Origin of the sequence: Streptomyces sp. NPDC058758, assembly GCF_042746075.1 — a bacterium.
Lineage (GTDB): Bacteria > Actinomycetota > Actinomycetes > Streptomycetales > Streptomycetaceae > Streptomyces.
On sequence record NZ_JBHYPS010000001.1, the window covers coordinates 282,131 to 299,637 of the forward strand.

A 17,507-nucleotide genomic window follows, 5' to 3' on the forward strand; every position below is an offset into this window, starting at 1 on the left:
GTCCCTCCGACGGAAGCAGGAATTGTCCGTCCGGAGGAGAGTCCGCCGCATGACACCGCCCCAGTACCGCCAGGTGCCCGCCCAGGTCGACCTGCCCGCCCTCGAGCACGGCGTGCTCGACTTCTGGCAGGAGAACAAGGTCTTCGCCAAGACCCTGGAGCAGTCCGAGGGACGCCCCGAGTGGGTCTTCTACGAGGGCCCGCCGACCGCCAACGGCATGCCCGGCGCCCACCACATCGAGGCCCGCGTCTTCAAGGACGTCTTCCCGCGCTTCCGCACCATGCGCGGCTACCACGTGGCCCGCAAGGCCGGCTGGGACTGCCACGGCCTCCCGGTCGAGCTCGCCGTCGAGAAGGAGCTCGGCTTCTCCGGCAAGAAGGACATCGAGGAGTACGGCATCGCGGAGTTCAACGCGAAGTGCCGCGAGTCGGTGACCCGTCACACCGACGCCTTCGCCGAGCTCACCACCCGCATGGGCTACTGGGTCGACCTCGACGACGCCTACCGCACCATGGACCCCTCGTACATCGAGTCGGTCTGGTGGTCGCTCAAGCAGATCTTCGACAAGGGCCTGCTCGTCCAGGACCACCGCGTCGCCCCCTGGTGCCCCCGCTGCGGCACCGGCCTCTCCGACCACGAGCTGGCCCAGGGCTACGAGACCGTCGTCGACCCCTCGGTCTTCGTCCGCTTCCCGCTGACCTCCGGCCCGCTCGCCGGCAAGGCCGCCCTCCTCGTCTGGACGACGACCCCCTGGACCCTGGTGTCCAACACCGCCGTCGCCGCCCACCCCGAGGTCACCTACGTCGTCGCCACCGACGGCGACGAGCGCCTCGTCGTCGCCGAGCCGCTGCTCGACAAGGCCCTCGGCGAGGGCTGGGTCACCACCGGCGAGTCCTTCACCGGCGCCGAGATGGAGCGCTGGACCTACCGGCGCCCCTTCGAGCTGATCCCCTTCGACGCCCCGGCCCACTACGTGGTCAACGCCGAGTACGTCACCACCGAGGACGGCACCGGCCTCGTCCACCAGTCCCCCGCCTTCGGCGAGGACGACCTCAAGGTCTGCAAGGCGTACGGCCTGCCGGTCGTGAACCCGGTCCGCCCCGACGGCACCTTCGAGGAGGACGTGCCGCTCGTCGGCGGCGTCTTCTTCAAGAAGGCCGACGAGGCCCTCACCGCCGACCTCGACGCCCGCGGCCTGCTCTACCGGCACGTCCCGTACGAGCACAGCTACCCGCACTGCTGGCGCTGCCACACGGCCCTGCTCTACTACGCGCAGCCGTCCTGGTACATCCGCACCACCGCCGTCAAGGACCGCCTCCTCGAAGAGAACGAGAACACCAACTGGTTCCCGGACTCGGTCAAGCACGGCCGCTTCGGCGACTGGCTGAACAACAACATCGACTGGGCGCTCTCCCGCAACCGCTACTGGGGCACCCCGCTCCCGATCTGGCGCTGCGACGAGGGCCACCTCACCTGCGTGGGCTCCCGCACCGAGCTGTCGGAGCTGACCGGCACCGACCAGTCGGCCCTCGACCCGCACCGCCCGTACATCGACGACGTCACCTTCGCGTGCCCGGCCGAGGGGTGCTCCCTCGAAGCCGTCCGCGTCCCCGAGGTCATCGACGCCTGGTACGACTCGGGCTCCATGCCGTTCGCGCAGTACGGCTACCCGTACCGGAACAAGGAGCTGTTCGAGAGCCGCTACCCGGCGCAGTTCATCTCCGAGGCCATCGACCAGACGCGCGGCTGGTTCTACACGCTGATGGCCGTCGGCACCCTGGTCTTCGACAAGTCCTCGTACGAGAACGTGGTCTGCCTCGGCCACATCCTCGCCGAGGACGGCCGCAAGATGTCCAAGCACCTCGGCAACATCCTCCAGCCGATCCCGCTCATGGACCAGCACGGCGCCGACGCCGTCCGCTGGTTCATGGCGGCCGGCGGCTCGCCCTGGGCGGCCCGCCGCGTCGGCCACGGCACCATCCAGGAGGTCGTCCGCAAGACCCTCCTCACGTACTGGAACACGGTCGCCTTCCAGGCCCTGTACGCCCGTACGTCCGGCTGGGCGCCGTCCGCCGCCGACCCGGCCCCGGCCGACCGCTCCGTCCTCGACAGGTGGCTGCTCTCCGAGCTGAACACGCTCGTCGCCGAGGCCACCGAGGCGATGGAGGCGTACGACACCCAGCGCACCGGCAAGCTCCTGTCGGCCTTCGTCGACGACCTCTCCAACTGGTACGTGCGCCGCTCCCGCCGCCGCTTCTGGCAGGGCGACAAGGCGGCCCTGCGGACCCTCCACGAGGTCGTCGAGACCGTCACCCGGCTGATGGCCCCGCTGACCCCCTTCATCACCGAGCGGGTCTGGCAGGACCTGGTCGTCCCGGTCACCCCGGACGCCCCCGAGTCGGTCCACCTCGCCACCTGGCCGGAGGCCGACGCCGCCCTCGTCGACGCCACCCTCTCCGAGCAGATGGTCCTCGTCCGCCGGCTCGTCGAGCTCGGCCGCGCGACGCGCGCCGAGTCCGGCGTGAAGACCCGCCAGCCGCTCTCCCGCGCGCTGGTCGCCGCGACCGGCTTCGCGGCGCTCTCCCCGGAGCTCCAGGCCCAGATCACGGAGGAGCTGAACGTCTCCTCCCTGGCCTCCCTCTCCGAGGTCGGCGGCAGCCTGGTCGACACCACCGCCAAGGCGAACTTCCGGGCGCTCGGCAAGCGCTTCGGCAAGGGCGTCCAGGACGTGGCGAAGGCCGTCGCCGCGGCCGACGCGGCGGCGCTGGCACTGGCCCTGCGGGACGGCGGGGCGAGCCTGGAGGTGAACGGCGAGACGATCACCGTCACCCCCGAGGAGATCATCATCACCGAGACCCCCCGCGAGGGCTGGTCGGTCGCCTCCGACTCCGGCGCGACGGTCGCGCTGGACCTGGAGATCACCCCCGAGCTCCGCAAGGCCGGCCTCGCCCGTGACGCGATCCGCCTGATCCAGGAGGCCCGCAAGAACAGCGGCCTCGACGTCGCGGACCGCATCGCGCTCCGCTGGACCGCCGCCTCCCCCGAGACCGCGGAGGCCCTCCGGGCCCACGCCGGCCTCATCGCGGACGAGGTCCTGGCGACGGACCACGCGGAAGGCGAGCCCGCCGAGGGCTACGGCCCCGCCTTCACGGACGAGCCGCTCGCGCTCACCTTCCACCTCCGCAAGGTCTGACCGACACGGGAAGGGCCCCGCACTCCCGGGAGTGCGGGGCCCTTCCGCATGCCGCCCGCGGACGCGGAGGGCGGCTCCGGACACGGCGAAGGGCCGGTCCCCGGGGTACGGGGCCGGCCCTTCGGCTGCCGACGGCTACGTGCTCAGGGCACGTTCAGGCGCCGCCTCAGTTGTCGTCCTCGTCGATCAGGAAGCCGCGCATCGGCGCGGGCGCCTGCTGCATCGGCTGCGGCGCCTGCGGGCGGACCGGAGCCATCGGCTGGGTCATCGCGGGCGACATCTGCTGCTGGCCGCCGTAGGACGGAGCGGCGCCCATGGACGGACCGCCGCCCATCGGACCGTTGCCGCCGTAGGACGGCGCACCCGCACCGGCGGACGCCATGGACGGGGCCGGCGGCAGCGAGGCCGTCGCCGGGGTCCGCGGCGGAGCCAGCGAGTCGTCCGCCTGGGTCTCCAGCTGACGCAGCTGGGACTCCAGGTAGGACTTCAGACGGGTCCGGTACTCGCGCTCGAAGCCGCGCAGGTCCTCGACCTTGCGCTCCAGCGTGGCGCGGGCGGACTCCAGGGAGCCCATCGCGACGCGGTGCTTCTCCTGCGCGTCCCGCTCCAGCGCGTCCGCCTTGGCGCGGGCGTCCCGCTCCAGGCCCTCGGCACGCGAGCGCGCCTCGCCGACGATCTTGTTGGCCTCGGAGCGGGCCTCGGCGATCGCCTGGTCGGCGGTCTGCTGGGCCAGCGAGAGGACGCGGGCCGCGCTGTCGCCACCGGGCTGCTGGGGCGGCTGCGGCTGCATCTGCTGCTGCTGCGGGTGGCCCATGGGGCCGCCCTGCATCGGGCCGGGACCCATCGGACCGCCCTGCATCGGGCCGGGACCCATGGGTCCGCCCTGCATCGGGCCGGCGGGAAGCTGAGGAGCACCGGAAGGCAGCTGCGGCGGGCCCATCTGCGGCGGCTGCTGCTGGACCGGCGGACCGGATATGGCGGCGGGCACGGGAGCGCCGGGACCGACGGGACGGTTGTCCTGCGGCTCCGGGGGCTTGCGCATGGCCTGCTGCTGGTTCTGCGCGGCCGCACGGGTCGCGGCGGCCAGCTTGGCGCGCAGGTCCTCGTTCTCGCGGAGCAGGCGGGTCAGCTCGGCCTCGACCTCGTCGAGAAAGGCATCGACCTCGTCCTCGTCATAGCCTTCTCGCAGGCGGACGGTCGTGAACTGCTTGTTCCGCACGTCCTCGGGGGTCAGCGGCATCTCTTCTTCACCTCTACGTAGTCGTCGGCAGTCGGCAGGACCGTATCGTCCATCCTCACCTCGCGATGGAGTTCACGACGTTGATGAGGATGTAGACGATGATCATCAGAACGAAGAAGGACAGGTCGAGTGCCACGCCCCCGAGACGCAGCGGCGGGATGAGCCGCCGCAGAAGCTTGAGCGGTGGATCGGTGACAGTGTAGGTGGCCTCCAGAACGACCACCATCGCCTTGCCGGGCTGCCACGAACGGGCGAACTGGAAGACGTAGTCCATGACCAGCCGGAAGATCAGGAAGACGAGGAAGCACATCAGCGCGATGTAGACCACCTGTAGTGCGACGCCCATCCCGCGGTTCCCTCTCCCCTGGCTCTCGTTTTCTCAGCTTGCTCCGGCCGCCCTCGCGGCCGGTCCGTCCGGTTTCGGTTCTCAGCTCTGGTTGAAGAATCCGCCCTCTGCGATACGGGCCTTGTCCTCCGCCGTGACATCGACGTTAGCAGGCGACAACAGGAACACCTTCTGCGTCACGCGCTCAATGCTGCCATGGAGCCCGAAGACGAGTCCGGCGGCAAAGTCGACAAGTCGCTTCGCGTCCGTGTCGTCCATCTCCGTGAGGTTCATGATCACCGGGGTGCCCTCACGGAAGTGTTCCCCGATGGTACGGGCCTCGTTGTAGGTCCGGGGGTGGAGCGTGGTGATGCGGTAGGGCTCCCGCTCGGACACGACCTTGGGCATGATCACCGGTGCGTTCTTCTCCAGGCTCGGGCGTTCGGGTGTGATGGATGCCACGGGGGCAATTCGGGCCGGACGACCGCTTTCGGCGAGTACCGGGGCAGAGTGGGCGACCGGCTCCCGGGGGGCCGGAGGGGCCACCACGCGCACGGGCTCCTCGCGCTCGATCTGGCGCGGCGGGGTGTGGCGCCGCTCCCTCTCGGGCTCCGGCTCCAGCTCGGGCTCGAAGTCGTCGTCGGGGTCGAAGCCCCGGCCGTCGTACCCATCGTCCTCCACGAGACCGAGGTAGACCGCCATCTTGCGCATCGCGCCGGCCATGCTCCGATTCCTCCGCTCTGTGGTGGATCGGCCTCGTCACCAAGTGCCCGCGATCCACGCGGCCACCCCGCCGTTCGCGGAATGACCATATTTTCTGCTGTGGTCCGACCTGCTTCGCGACGTTACCCGAGCTTCGGACGGACTCCGAGTACCGCCGTACCGACGCGTACGTGTGTCGCCCCGGCGGCGACGGCGTCCTCGAGGTCCGCACTCATTCCCGCTGACACCATGTTCGCAGCCGGACGGGTCGCGCGCAGGGCAGTCGACAAATCCATCAGCCGGTCGAAGGCGGCGCGTTGCCGGCCGGCGTACTCGCCGACGAGCGGGGCGACCGTCATCAGGCCGCCGAGCCGCAGCCCGGGGGCCTCGTCCAGGGCGGCGGCCAACTCCTCGACCCCGTCGGGCGACACGCCGCCGCGGTCGCCGCGCCCGCCGGACTCGGCGTCGAGGGCGACCTGGATCAGGCAGTCGAGCTCGCGCCCGGCCCTCTCCGCGGCCGCGGAGAGGGAGGAGACGAGCTTGAGCCGGTCGACGGACTGCACCACATCGGCATAACCCACCACGGATCTGACCTTGTTGGTCTGCAACTGACCGACGAAGTGCCAGGTGAGATCGAGGTCGGCACAGGCGGCCGCCTTGGGCGCGGCGTCCTGGTCGCGGTTCTCCGCCACGTTCCGCACCCCGAGCCCGTGCAGGATCCGCACGTCGCTCGCCGGGTAGGTCTTGGTGACGACGATCAGGGTCACCTCCTCGCGGGGGCGCCCGGCGGCGGCGCAGGCGGCGGCGATCCGCTCCTCCACCCGTGCCAGGTTCTCCGCGAGTTCGGCCGTACGGTCCGTCATGCCTCTTCCCTGCCCAACCAGACATATCCCGCGAGTCGCCCCGTGGTGCGATCGCGGCGGTACGAGTAGTGGTCGCCGGACTCCAGGGTGCAGACCCCGGCGTCCTCGACGTCGGTGACCCCGAGCCGGGCCAGCTGGGCACGGACCCCGGCGGCGACGTCGACGGCGGGGGTGCCCCAGGAGGTCTCGGCGCGGGCGGCGGGTTCGACGGCGGCGACCTCGGCGCGCATCGCCTCGGGGACCTCGTAGCAGCGTCCGCAGACGGCGGGGCCGGTGCGGGCGGTGATCCGCGCGGGCTCGGCCCCCAGCTCCGTCATCGCCGCGACCGCCGCGGGGACGACCCCGGCGATCATGCCGGGCCGGCCGGCGTGGGCGGCGGCGACGACCCCGGCGACCGGGTCGGCGAGGAGGACGGGGACGCAGTCCGCGGTGAGGACGGCGAGGCCGAGTCCGCGGCGGGCGGTGACGATCGCGTCGACGGCGGGGACGGCTTCGCCGTCCTCCCAGGGGCCGTCGACCACGGCGACGCCGGCACCGTGGACCTGGTTCATCCAGACGACCAGGGCCGGGTCGAGCCCCAGCGCGGCGGCGGCGCGGGCCCGGTTGGTCCGGACCGCCTCCGGGTCGTCGCCGACGGCGCCGCCGAGGTTGAGCTCCTCGTACGGAACGGCGCTCACCCCGCCCCACCGGTCGGTGAAGGCGAAGTGCGCGCCGTTCGTCGTGTGGCGGTGCCCTATCACTTCAGGAAGTCCGGCACGTCCAGCTCCTCGGCGGGGCTGTCCGCGTACGGACGGGCCGGCGGGACCACCGGCGGGACGGGCGGCAGCGGGGTCTCGCTGACGGGCGGGGCCGGCTCGGGCTGGACGGGGGCGGGCTCCTCGCGGGGGGTCACCGTGCCGAGGCCGCCGAGCGGGCGGGGGGTCTCGGTGACGCGGGGGGCCGGGGCCGGCTCCTCGCGCTTGGCGGAGACCGCGCCGATGATGTTGTCCCGGCGGGCCGGCGGCTGGCCGCCGTCGAAGCCGGCCGCGATGACGGTGACCCGGACCTCGTCGCCGAGGGCGTCGTCGATGACGGCGCCGAAGATGATGTTGGCCTCCGGGTGGGCGGCCTCGCTGACCAGCTGGGCGGCCTCGTTGATCTCGAAGAGACCGAGGTCGCTGCCGCCGGAGATGGAGAGGAGCACACCGCGGGCGCCGTCGATGGACGCCTCGAGGAGCGGCGAGGAGATCGCCATCTCGGCGGCGGCCACCGCGCGGTCGTCGCCGCGGGCGGAGCCGATGCCCATGAGGGCCGAGCCGGCCTCGGACATGACCGACTTGACGTCGGCGAAGTCGAGGTTGATCAGACCCGGGGTGGTGATGAGGTCGGTGATGCCCTGGACGCCGCTGAGCAGGACCTGGTCGGCCGACTTGAAGGCGTCGAGGACCGAGACCTGGCGGTCCGAGATGGACAGCAGCCGGTCGTTCGGGATGACGATGAGGGTGTCGACCTCTTCGCGGAGCTCGGCGATGCCGTCCTCCGCCTGGTTGGCGCGGCGGCGGCCCTCGAAGGTGAACGGGCGGGTGACCACGCCGATGGTCAGGGCGCCGAGCGAGCGGGCGATGTTGGCGACGACGGGCGCGCCGCCGGTGCCGGTGCCGCCGCCCTCGCCGGCGGTGACGAAGACCATGTCGGCCCCCTTGAGGACCTCCTCGATCTCCTCGCGGTGGTCCTCGGCCGCCTTGCGGCCGACGGCGGGGTTGGCCCCGGCCCCGAGGCCGCGGGTCAGTTCACGGCCGACGTCGAGCTTGACGTCGGCGTCGCTCATCAACAGCGCCTGCGCGTCGGTGTTGATGGCGATGAACTCGACGCCCTTGAGACCGACCTCGATCATTCGGTTGATGGCATTGACACCACCGCCGCCGACACCGATGACCTTGATGACTGCGAGGTAGTTCTGCGGTGCTGCCACGTCGAAGGCCTCTCGCCTCGAGTTACGTGTCGTCATTGCGCGGTGGTTGACGCGCCGCGACGACGGATGCCGATGGGGTGGTCCGTTGCGCCGACCCCAACCCTAACGTTGAACTTTAGGGTTACCAGTGTCCCTGTCCGCTGGACTCTTCCGAACAGGACACTAAGTCGACAAGCCGCGCGCGTTCAACGAACACGCCGAACCTCCCGTTTTTCTTTTCACCCTATGTGATCACCCGTAGCGCTGGCCAACCAGGGTGCTGGCCAGCGCGGATGCGCGTCAACTTCCGGAGGAGGCGGGCGCGCTGGGGGCACTTACGTCGAAGTGCCCCGCTTTGGGGGTCGCCTTCATGAGGGCGGTGAGCACCCGGGCCTTCGCGGGCCCGTGTTCGGCACTGCCCCAGAAGACGGTGCGATCCCGGGTCAGCTCCAGAGTGACGGAGTCGTACGAGGAGAGGCGTACGACACGAGTGTCCTTCGCGATCGCGTCCGGGAGTTCACTCCGTACGCGCACCGCCTCGGCCAGCAGCCGGTCCGCGTCGAACCGTCGCAGGCTGGGCGAAGCCGCCGCGTCGAGGACGAGCCGGGGCACTCCCGGGGGCGGGGTGGTGACGGTCGCGAACGGGACGGCGGCGGAGTCGACTTCGGTGAAGGATCCGCGTTTCTCCAGAAGGAGCACGGGTTTCCTTTCGGTCACCTTGAGACCGATTTCGTGCGGCCAGGACCGGAATACCTCGACCGAGGCGATCCGGGGCAGTTCCTCCCGGAGACGGGCCTCGATCGCGTCGACGTCGACGGTGGCCAGCGGTGCGCCGACCGGGACGGCGGCGACGGCCTCGACCCGGGCCGGGGTGAGCACCGCCGTGCCCGAAGTCTTCACACGTTCCACACGGAACCAGGCCGAGCCGTAGAGGGCCCAGACCGTGCCGCCGGCGAGCAGGAGCACGCCGACGGCGATCAGGGCGAGCTTCAGACCGGCCGGACGGAAGCGCCCGCCCGGACCCGCCGGCCCGGACCGCCGGTCCGACGACCCCTTCGGCCTCTCGGTGCCGCTCTTCTCCGCGGTCGTCGGTCCGGCTGCCACGCGCGCCTCTTCCCTCGGTCCCCCGCTACGCCTGCCGGCGGGCGGCGATCGCCTCGTACACCATGCCGACGAGCAGGTCGTCGGCGTCCCGGCGGCCGAACTCGGAGGCGGCGCGGGACATCTCGTACAGCCGGTGCGGATCGGCCAGTACGGGCAGGACGTTGGCCTGCACCCACTGCGGCGACAGCTCCGCGTCGTCGACGAGGAGTCCACCGCCGGCCTTGACCACCGGCTGCGCGTTGAGCCGCTGTTCGCCGTTGCCGATGGGCAGCGGGACGTAGGCGGCGGGCAGTCCGACGGCGGAGAGCTCGGCGACGGTCATGGCGCCCGCGCGGCAGAGCATCATGTCGGCCGCGGCGTACGCGAGATCCATCCGGTCCACATACGGTACCGGCACGTACGGCGGCATTCCGGGCATGTTGTCGACGCGCGGCACCTCGTTCTTCGGGCCGACCGCGTGCAGGATCTGGATGCCGGAGCGCTGGAGCACCGGGGCGACCTGCTGGACCACCTCGTTGAGCCTGCGGGCGCCCTGCGAACCGCCGGAGACCAGCAGCGTCGGCAGGTTGGGGTCGAGTCCGAAGGCGGCGCGCGCCTCGGGCCGGACCCGGGCCCGGTCGAGGGTCGCGATGGTGTGCCGCAGCGGGATGCCGATGTAACGGGCGCCCCGCAGCTTGGAGTCCGGGGTGGAGACGCCGACGGCGGCCGCGTACCGGGAACCGATCTTGTTGGCCAGGCCGGGCCGGGCGTTGGCCTCGTGGACGACGATCGGCACGCCGAGTCGCTTGGCGGCCAGGTAGCCGGGGAGCGCCACGTAACCGCCGAAGCCGACCACGACGTCCGCCCTGGTGCGCTCCAGGATCTGCTCGGCGGCCTTGATGGTGCCGCGCAGGCGTCCGGGGACGGTGATCAGCTCCGGGGTGGGCTTGCGGGGCAGCGGTACGGCGGGGATGAGCGCCAACTCGTAGCCCCGCTCGGGCACGAGCCGGGTCTCCAGGCCCTTCTCCGTGCCCAGCGCCGTGATGCCCACGCTCGGGTCCTGCCTGCGCAGGGCGTCCGCGAGGGCGAGCGCCGGCTCGATGTGACCGGCGGTCCCCCCGCCGGCGAGTACGACATGCACCGAAATTCACCGCTCTCCGGACGGGCGCTTCTTGACGCGCCGTCGCATCGACTTCCATCTCACCCCGGCCCGCTTGCCCCAGCCGGGGCGGCGCAGGGCCAGGGCCGCTTTCGCGGCGGGTTCCTGTCGCGCGAAGGCGATCAGGAGCCCGACGGCGAACATGGTCGGCAGCAGGGCCGACCCCCCGTACGAGAACAGCGGGAGCGGGACTCCGGCGATCGGCAGCAGACCGAGCACCGCACCGATGTTGATCACGGCCTGGGCCGTGATCCAGGTGGTCACGCCTCCCGCGGCGAATCGAACGAAGGGGTCCTCCGTGCGTCCGGCCACGCGGATACCCGCATAGCCTAGGGCCGCGAACAGGGCGAGCACCGACAGCGTCCCCGCGAGGCCCAGTTCCTCACCGGCGACCGCGAAGATGAAATCGGTGTGCGCTTCGGGCAGTTGGCCCCATTTTTCCACACTCGCACCGAGCCCGGAACCGAACCATCCGCCCGATGCCAGAGCATAGATTCCGTGCGCGGCCTGGAGGCACGGGGCCCCCTCGCCACCCGGATCGGTGGCCCCGATGCACTGGAAGCGGTCCATCCGGTGCGGGCTGGTCTTGATGAGCAGCACGCCGATCGCGCCGGCCACCGCGAGCACCCCGACGAAGAGCCGGGTGGGCGCGCCGGCCGTCCACAGCAGGCCGAAGAGGATCGCGGTGAGGATGATCGCGGTGCCCATGTCGCCGCCGAGCATGATCAGCCCGAGCAGCATGAAGGCGCCCGGCACCAGCGGCACGAGCATGTGCTTCCACTGCGTGAGCAACTTCATGTCCTGCTTGCGGGCGAGCAGGTCGGCGCCCCACAGGATCAGCCCCAGCTTGCCGAACTCGCTGGGCTGGAGCATGAACGGGCCGCCCAGCGAGATCCAGTTCTGGTTGCCCCCGACGGAGTGCCCTATCCCCGGGATCTGGACGAGCACCATGAGGAAGACCGCGCCGACCAGGATCGGGTAGGCGAGCGCCCGGTGCAGCTTCACCGGCATCCGGGAGGCGACGAGCAGCAGTCCGGTGCCCAGGAGCGCGGCGAAGAACTGCTTGCGGAAGAAGTAGGACGGCACCAGCTCGTAGCGGAGCGCGGTGATCATCGAGGCCGAGTAGACCATCACCAGGCCGAGCGTGGTGATGAGCAGCCCCGCTCCGATGATCACGTAGTACGCCGTGAGGGGCCGGTCCCAGGCCCGCCGCACGCGCGTGTGGAGCCCGCGTACGCCTCCGCCGCGCGCCCCCCGCGGGGTCGCGGGGGTCCGCCCTCCGCCCGGTCGGGCGGAGGGCCGGCGTGTCCCGGCGATCTTGCTCGGCATGGTCGCTGCCCCCTCCGGTCAGGCCCGGTACGGCCGGACCCTCGCAGTGGTCGGGTCAGGCGTCGCCGGTGGCGTCGAGGGCACGGACCGCGTCCGCGAACGCCTCGCCGCGCTTGTTGTAGTTGGCGAACATGTCCATCGAGGCGCAGGCCGGGGCCAGGAGGACGGTGTCCCCCGGACGGGCGAGCCGGGCCGCCTCGCGGACCGCCTCGGACATCGCCCCAGTGTCGGTCCGGTCGAGGTCCACCACCGGGACCTCCGGGGCGTGTCGCGCCAGCGCTTCGCGGATCAGCGCGCGGTCCGCGCCGATCAGGACGACGCCGCGCAGCCGCTTCGCGGACTTCTCCACCAGCTCGTCGAAGGTCGCGCCCTTGGCGAGCCCGCCGGCGATCCAGACGATCGGGTCGTAGGCGGCCAACGAGGCTTCGGCGGCGTGGGTGTTGGTGGCCTTGGAGTCGTCGACGTACATCACGCCCCCGACCTCCTCGACCGGCTCGATCCGGTGCGGGTCGGGGCGGAAGGCCCGCAGCCCGTCCCGTACCGCCTGCGGCTCGACGCCGAAGGCGCGGGCGAGGGCGGCCGCGGCGAGCGCGTTGGCGATGTTGTGCGGGGCCGGCGGCCGCACGTCGGCGACCTCCGCGAGCTCCTGGGCGTTCTTCTGCCGGTTCTCGACGAAGGCCCGGTCGACGAGGATGCCCTCGACGACGCCGAGCTGGGAGGGGCCGGGGGTGCCGAGGGTGAAGCCGATGGCGCGGCAGCCCTCCTCGACGTCGGCCTCGCGGACCAGGTCCTCGGTCGCCGGGTCGGCGACGTTGTAGACGCAGGCGACCCGGTTGCCCTCGTAGATCCGGCCCTTGTCGGCGGCGTACGCCTCCATGGAGCCGTGCCAGTCGAGGTGGTCGGGCGCCAGGTTGAGCACGGCGGCCGAGTGGGCGCGCACCGAGGGCGCCCAGTGCAGCTGGTAGCTGGACAGCTCGACGGCGAGGACGTCGTACTCCTCGTCGCCGAGGACGGCGTCGAGGAGCGAGACGCCGATGTTGCCGACGGCGGCGGTCCGCAGCCCGGCGGCCTCCAGGATGGAGGCGAGCATCCGGGTCGTGGTGGTCTTGCCGTTGGTGCCGGTGACCGCCAGCCAGGGGGCCGCCCCGGGGCCCCTCAGCCGCCAGGCCAGCTCGACGTCGCCCCAGACCTCCACGCCCGCCTCGGCGGCGGCCGCGAAGAGCGGCTTGTCCGGCTGCCAGCCGGGGGCGGTGACGACCAGCCCGGTGCCGGCCGGCAGGGTCGCCCCGTCGCCGAGGCGGACGGTGATCCCCTCCGCCTCCAGCTCCGCGGCCTGCGTCCGGGAGCGCTCGTCGTCGCCGTCGTTCACGACGGTCACCACGGCGCCCCGGGCGGCCAGGGCGCGGGCGGCCGGGATGCCGGACACCCCGAGCCCCGCGACCGTGACGTGCTTGCCCCGCCAGTCCAGCTCTTCGCTCACTTGTCGGCTGCCCATCCCGCGTAGAAGAGGCCCAGGCCCACGATGACGCACATGCCCTGGATGATCCAGAACCGGACGACGACCAGGACCTCGGACCACCCCTTGAGTTCGAAGTGGTGCTGGAGGGGGGCCATCCGGAAGACGCGCTTGCCGGTCATCTTGAACGAGCCGACCTGGATGACCACGGACATCGTGATCAGCACGAACAGGCCGCCGAGCAGCGCGAGCAGCAGCTCCGTGCGGGAGCAGATGGCGAGACCGGCGAGCGCGCCGCCGAGCGCCAGGGAGCCGGTGTCGCCCATGAAGATCTTGGCGGGCGAGGTGTTCCACCACAGGAAGCCGAAGCAGGCGCCCATGAGCGCGGAGGCCACGACCGCGAGGTCCAGCGGGTCGCGGACCTCGAAGCAGGCGTTCGGGTTGGTGAGGGTCAGCGCGTTGGCGCAGGACTCCTGGAACTGCCACAGCCCGATGAAGGTGTAGGCGCCGAAGACCATCACGGAGGCGCCGGTCGCCAGACCGTCCAGACCGTCCGTCAGGTTCACGCCGTTGGACATGGCCAGGATCATGAAGAGCGCCCAGACCACGAAGAGCACCGGGCCGATGGACCAGCCGAAGTCCGTGATGAACGAGAGCTTGTCGGAGGCGGGGGTCTGGCCGCGCGCGTCCGCGAACTGGAGCGAGAGGATCGCGAAGGCGATGCCGACGATGAGCTGGCCGGCCATCTTCGCCTTGGCCCGCAGGCCCAGCGAGCGCTGCTTGACGATCTTGATGTAGTCGTCGAGGAAGCCGACCAGGCCCATGCCGGCCATCAGGAACAGCACCAGGACGCCCGAGTACGTCGGGTCCTCGCCGGTGATGACCTTGGCCAGGGCGTACGCGATGAGCGTGGCCAGGATGAAGGAGATGCCGCCCATGGTGGGCGTGCCCTTCTTCCCGGCGTGGCCGCGGGGGCCGTCGTCCCGGATGAACTGCCCGTACCCCTTGCGGGCGAGCAGCTTGATGAGCAGCGGGGTGCCGATCAGGGTGAGGAAGAGGCCGATGGCCCCCGCGAAGAGGATCTGCCTCATCGGCCGGATACCTCGCCCTCAGCGTCGAGCAGCGCCAGGGCGACCTGCTCGAGACCGACCGACCGGGACGCCTTCACCAGGACCACGTCCCCCGGGCGCAGCTCCCTGCGCAACAGGTCGACAGCCGCCTGCGCGTCGGACACGTGCACCGACTCCTCACCCCACGAACCCTCGTTATAGGCGCCCAGTTGCAGCCAGGACGCTTCCCTGTCCCCGACCGCGACGAGCTTGCTGACGTTGAGCCGGACGGCGAGCCGTCCGACCGCGTCGTGCTCGGCGAGCGACGCGTCACCGAGCTCGGCCATCTTGCCGAGCACCGCCCACGTGCGGGCCCCCCGGGCCTGTCCGGCCCTGCCCATGGCCGCGAGCGCGCGCAGGGCGGCTCGCATGGACTCGGGGTTCGCGTTGTAGGCGTCGTTGACGATCGTCACGCCGTCCGGACGCTCGGTGACCTCCATGCGCCAGCGCGAAAGGGAGCCGGCCTCGGAGAGCGCGGTGGCGATCTCCTCGACAGGCATGCCCAGCTCGTGCGCGACGGCGGCCGCTGCGAGCGCGTTCGACACGTGGTGCTCACCGTACAGGCGCAAGGTCACGTCGCTGCACCCGGTGGGTGTGTGAAGCGTGAAAGCGGGCCGGCCGGTGTCCGTGAGGCGGACGTTCTCGCCCCGTACGGCCGCTTCGTCCGCTTCGCCGAAGAGGACGACGCGGGCCTTGGTGCGGCTCGCCATGGCGCGGACGAGCGGATCGTCGGCGTTGAGGACCGCCACTCCGCCCTCCTCGGCGGACGGCAGGGACTCGACCAGCTCGCCCTTGGCCTCGGCGATCTGCTCGCGTCCGCCGAACTCGCCGATGTGGGCGGAGCCCACGTTGAGGACGAGCCCGATCCGGGGCGGGGTGAGCCCGGTCAGGTAGCGGATGTGGCCGATGCCGCGGGCGCCCATCTCCAGGACGAGGTGCCGGGTCTCCCCGGTGGCCTTGAGCGCGGTGAGCGGCAGGCCGATCTCGTTGTTGAGGGAGCCGGGCGTCCAGACGGTGGGCGCGTGGCGTTCGAGGACCTGGGCGATCAGGTCCTTGGTGGAGGTCTTGCCGGCCGAGCCGGTGAGGGCGACGACATCGGTGCCGAGCCGCTCGACGACCGTGCGGGCGAGGGCGCCCAGCGCGGCCTGCACGTCGTCCACGACGAGGGCGGGGACGCCGACGGGGCGGGTGGCGAGCACCGCCGCCGCGCCCGCCGCGACGGCGCGCTCCGCGTAGTCGTGGCCGTCGACGCGCTCCCCGGCGAAGGCGGCGAAGAGGCTGCCGGGCTTCACCTCGCGGGAGTCGATGACGACGGGCCCGGTGATCCGGGCGCCCGGATCCGGTATGTCGTGCGCCTGCCCGCCGACGATTTCGGCGATCTCGGCGAGGGAGAGGGCGATCACTGCTTCATCCCTGACTGTTCTGGTGACGGTGTCCGATCGCGGCGGCGGCCGGTGTCCCGCTCGCCGCCTCGATCGCTTCGCGGAGGACCTGGCGGTCGTCGAAGGGACGGACCTTCCCGGCGATCTCCTGGCCCTGCTCGTGGCCCTTGCCGGCGACCAGGACGGTGTCGCCCGGCCGGGCGCGGGCGACGGCCGCGGCGACGGCGGCGGCCCGGTCGGGTTCGACCAGGACGTCGCCGCGCTCCGCGGCGGGCACCTCGGCGGCGCCCGCGAGCATCGCGGTGAGGATCGCGAGCGGGTCCTCGGAGCGGGGGTTGTCGGAGGTCAGTACGGCGGTGTCGGCGAGCCGGGCCGCGGCGGCGCCCATGGGGCCGCGCTTGGTGGTGTCCCGGTCGCCGCCGCAGCCGATGACCACGTGCAGCCGGCCCTCGGTGACCTCGCGCAGCGAGCGGAGCACCGACTCGACGGCGTCGGTCTTGTGGGCGTAGTCCACGACGGCGAGGTACGGCTGGCCGGCGTCGACGCGCTCCAGGCGGCCGGGGACGCCGGGGACGGCGGCGACGCCGTCGGCGGCGGTCCGCGGGTCGAGCCCGGCGGTCGCGAGGGTGGCGATGGCGGCGAGGGTGTTGGCGACGTTGAAGGGGCCGGGCAGCGGGGCGGTGGCGGGGATCCGCTCGCCCTGGGGGCCGACGGCCGTGAAGGTGGAGTCGGCGGCGCCCAGGACGACGTCCTCGGCGCGCCAGTCGGCGTCGGCGCGGCCCTCGGCGGAGAAGGTGACGACCGGGACGCCGGCCTCCTTCACGAGCCGGCGGCCGTACGCGTCGTCGGCGTTCACCACGCCGATCCGGCTGCGCTCCGGGGTGAAGAGGGTCGCCTTGGCCCGGAAGTAGTCCTCCATGTCGGAGTGGAACTCCATGTGCTCCGGGCTGAGGTTGTTGAAGACGGCGACGTCGAAGACGCAGCCGTCGACCCGGCCGAGCACGAGGGCGTGGCTGGAGACCTCCATGGCGACGGCCTCGACGCCGCGTTCGCGCATGACGGCGAAGAGGGCCTGGAGGTCGGTGGCCTCGGGGGTGGTGCGCTCCGACTTGATGCGCTCGTCGCCGATCCGCATCTCGACGGTGCCGACCAGCCCGGTGTGCTTCCCGGCGCCGCGCAGGCCGCCCTCGACGAGGTAGGCGGTGGTGGTCTTGCCGGAGGTGCCGGTGATGCCGATCTGGAGGAGGTCCGCGCCGGGGCGGCCGTAGATCTCGGCGGCGAGTTCGCCCATCCGGGCGCGCGGGTCCCCGACGACGAGGACGGGCAGGCCGGTGGCGGCGGCGCGGTCGGCTCCGGCCGGGTCGGTGAGGACCGCGGCGGCGCCGAGGCCGGCGGCCTGGGCGGCGAAGTCGGCGCCGTGCAGGCGGGCGCCGGCCAGGGCCGCGTACACGTCCCCGGGCCGTACCGCCCGGGAGTCGTGGGTGATGCCCGAGACGGCGACGTCCCGTGCGGCGTCGGGGAGCTCGGTGTCCAGCCGTGCCGCGAGCTCGCCCAGGGGTGTCGGGCGGGCCCGCTCCGGGCGGGGCGGGGTGGTTCGGGACTGATCAGCGTGTGGCACGGCGGTGAGCGTACCGGGCGCACCCTGCGGGGGACCAAACGAGCGGGGGGCGTCGCCGGAGTTCGTTTTCCGGTTCCCGGAGTGGGGGGTGATCGTCGTCACTGGTGGTGCTCCCGGG

The 17,507-nt window shown here is 72.1% G+C and carries 14 protein-coding genes; 1 reads left to right on the plus strand and 13 read right to left on the minus strand.

Annotation, left to right across the window (positions count from 1 at the left end; genetic code table 11):
- Positions 1–49: 49 nt before the first annotated feature.
- Complete coding sequence (gene ileS / locus ACFW6A_RS01305; protein ID WP_351841043.1) at positions 50–3,193, plus strand: isoleucine--tRNA ligase; 3,144 nt, start codon at positions 50–52, stop codon at positions 3,191–3,193.
- A gap of 166 nt (positions 3,194–3,359) precedes the next feature.
- Here ileS and ACFW6A_RS01310 read toward each other — a convergent pair whose 3' ends face one another.
- From ACFW6A_RS01310 to ACFW6A_RS01370, 13 genes are all read right to left on the minus strand, one after another.
- Complete coding sequence (locus ACFW6A_RS01310; protein WP_200428100.1) at positions 3,360–4,433, minus strand: DivIVA domain-containing protein; 1,074 nt, start codon at positions 4,431–4,433, stop codon at positions 3,360–3,362.
- 55 nt (positions 4,434–4,488) lie between these two features.
- Entirely contained in the window at positions 4,489–4,779 is a 291-nt protein-coding gene (locus ACFW6A_RS01315; protein WP_150227729.1) for a YggT family protein, read from the minus strand.
- An 81-nt stretch (positions 4,780–4,860) separates the two neighbouring features.
- The gene (locus ACFW6A_RS01320; protein ID WP_030748389.1) at positions 4,861–5,481 is read right to left on the minus strand and encodes a cell division protein SepF; all 621 of its coding nucleotides are present in this window, start codon (positions 5,479–5,481) and stop codon (positions 4,861–4,863) included.
- A 122-nt stretch (positions 5,482–5,603) separates the two neighbouring features.
- Positions 5,604–6,323: a YggS family pyridoxal phosphate-dependent enzyme gene (locus tag ACFW6A_RS01325; protein WP_351841040.1), complete on the minus strand. Its 720-nt coding sequence runs from the start codon at positions 6,321–6,323 to the stop codon at positions 5,604–5,606.
- Positions 6,320–7,063, minus strand: coding sequence for a peptidoglycan editing factor PgeF (gene pgeF, locus ACFW6A_RS01330; protein WP_351841038.1), 744 nt, complete (start codon positions 7,061–7,063; stop codon positions 6,320–6,322). Before pgeF ends, ACFW6A_RS01325 begins: the two co-directional genes overlap by 4 nt.
- Positions 7,060–8,274: a cell division protein FtsZ gene (ftsZ, locus tag ACFW6A_RS01335; protein ID WP_351841036.1), complete on the minus strand. Its 1,215-nt coding sequence runs from the start codon at positions 8,272–8,274 to the stop codon at positions 7,060–7,062. Before ftsZ ends, pgeF begins: the two co-directional genes overlap by 4 nt.
- Before the next feature lie 279 nt (positions 8,275–8,553).
- Positions 8,554–9,357 (minus strand): FtsQ-type POTRA domain-containing protein, encoded by an 804-nt coding sequence (locus ACFW6A_RS01340; protein WP_351841034.1) that lies wholly within the window; start codon positions 9,355–9,357, stop codon positions 8,554–8,556.
- Positions 9,358–9,382: 25 nt separating this feature from the next.
- Positions 9,383–10,477, minus strand: coding sequence for an undecaprenyldiphospho-muramoylpentapeptide beta-N-acetylglucosaminyltransferase (murG, locus tag ACFW6A_RS01345; RefSeq protein WP_351841032.1), 1,095 nt, complete (start codon positions 10,475–10,477; stop codon positions 9,383–9,385).
- 6 nt (positions 10,478–10,483) lie between these two features.
- Complete coding sequence (ftsW, locus tag ACFW6A_RS01350) at positions 10,484–11,824, minus strand: putative lipid II flippase FtsW (protein ID WP_351841030.1); 1,341 nt, start codon at positions 11,822–11,824, stop codon at positions 10,484–10,486.
- Positions 11,825–11,879: 55 nt separating this feature from the next.
- Positions 11,880–13,319 carry a UDP-N-acetylmuramoyl-L-alanine--D-glutamate ligase gene (gene murD, locus ACFW6A_RS01355; RefSeq protein ID WP_351841028.1) on the minus strand — a complete coding sequence of 480 codons (1,440 nt, stop codon included), beginning with the start codon at positions 13,317–13,319 and terminating at the stop codon, positions 11,880–11,882.
- Positions 13,301–14,371: a phospho-N-acetylmuramoyl-pentapeptide-transferase gene (gene mraY, locus ACFW6A_RS01360; protein WP_351841026.1), complete on the minus strand. Its 1,071-nt coding sequence runs from the start codon at positions 14,369–14,371 to the stop codon at positions 13,301–13,303. Before mraY ends, murD begins: the two co-directional genes overlap by 19 nt.
- On the minus strand, positions 14,368–15,792 hold the full coding sequence (gene murF / locus ACFW6A_RS01365) for a UDP-N-acetylmuramoyl-tripeptide--D-alanyl-D-alanine ligase (protein WP_351841024.1): 1,425 nt from the start codon (positions 15,790–15,792) through the stop codon (positions 14,368–14,370). Before murF ends, mraY begins: the two co-directional genes overlap by 4 nt.
- A gap of 4 nt (positions 15,793–15,796) precedes the next feature.
- Positions 15,797–17,491 carry a UDP-N-acetylmuramoyl-L-alanyl-D-glutamate--2,6-diaminopimelate ligase gene (locus tag ACFW6A_RS01370; protein ID WP_386483606.1) on the minus strand — a complete coding sequence of 565 codons (1,695 nt, stop codon included), beginning with the start codon at positions 17,489–17,491 and terminating at the stop codon, positions 15,797–15,799.
- Positions 17,492–17,507: the final 16 nt, after the last annotated feature.

Excerpts from the sequence above, each read along its gene's own strand:
- ileS (WP_351841043.1), top strand. The coding sequence starts at position 50 with ATGACACCGCCCCAGTACCGCCAGGTGCCCGCCCAGGTCGACCTGCCC.
- ACFW6A_RS01310 (WP_200428100.1), bottom strand. The coding sequence starts at position 4,433 with ATGCCGCTGACCCCCGAGGACGTGCGGAACAAGCAGTTCACGACCGTC.
- ACFW6A_RS01315 (WP_150227729.1), bottom strand. The coding sequence starts at position 4,779 with ATGGGCGTCGCACTACAGGTGGTCTACATCGCGCTGATGTGCTTCCTC.
- ACFW6A_RS01320 (WP_030748389.1), bottom strand. The coding sequence starts at position 5,481 with ATGGCCGGCGCGATGCGCAAGATGGCGGTCTACCTCGGTCTCGTGGAG.
- ACFW6A_RS01325 (WP_351841040.1), bottom strand. The coding sequence starts at position 6,323 with ATGACGGACCGTACGGCCGAACTCGCGGAGAACCTGGCACGGGTGGAG.
- ftsW (WP_351841030.1), bottom strand. The coding sequence starts at position 11,824 with ATGCCGAGCAAGATCGCCGGGACACGCCGGCCCTCCGCCCGACCGGGC.
- murD (WP_351841028.1), bottom strand. The coding sequence starts at position 13,319 with ATGGGCAGCCGACAAGTGAGCGAAGAGCTGGACTGGCGGGGCAAGCAC.
- mraY (WP_351841026.1), bottom strand. The coding sequence starts at position 14,371 with ATGAGGCAGATCCTCTTCGCGGGGGCCATCGGCCTCTTCCTCACCCTG.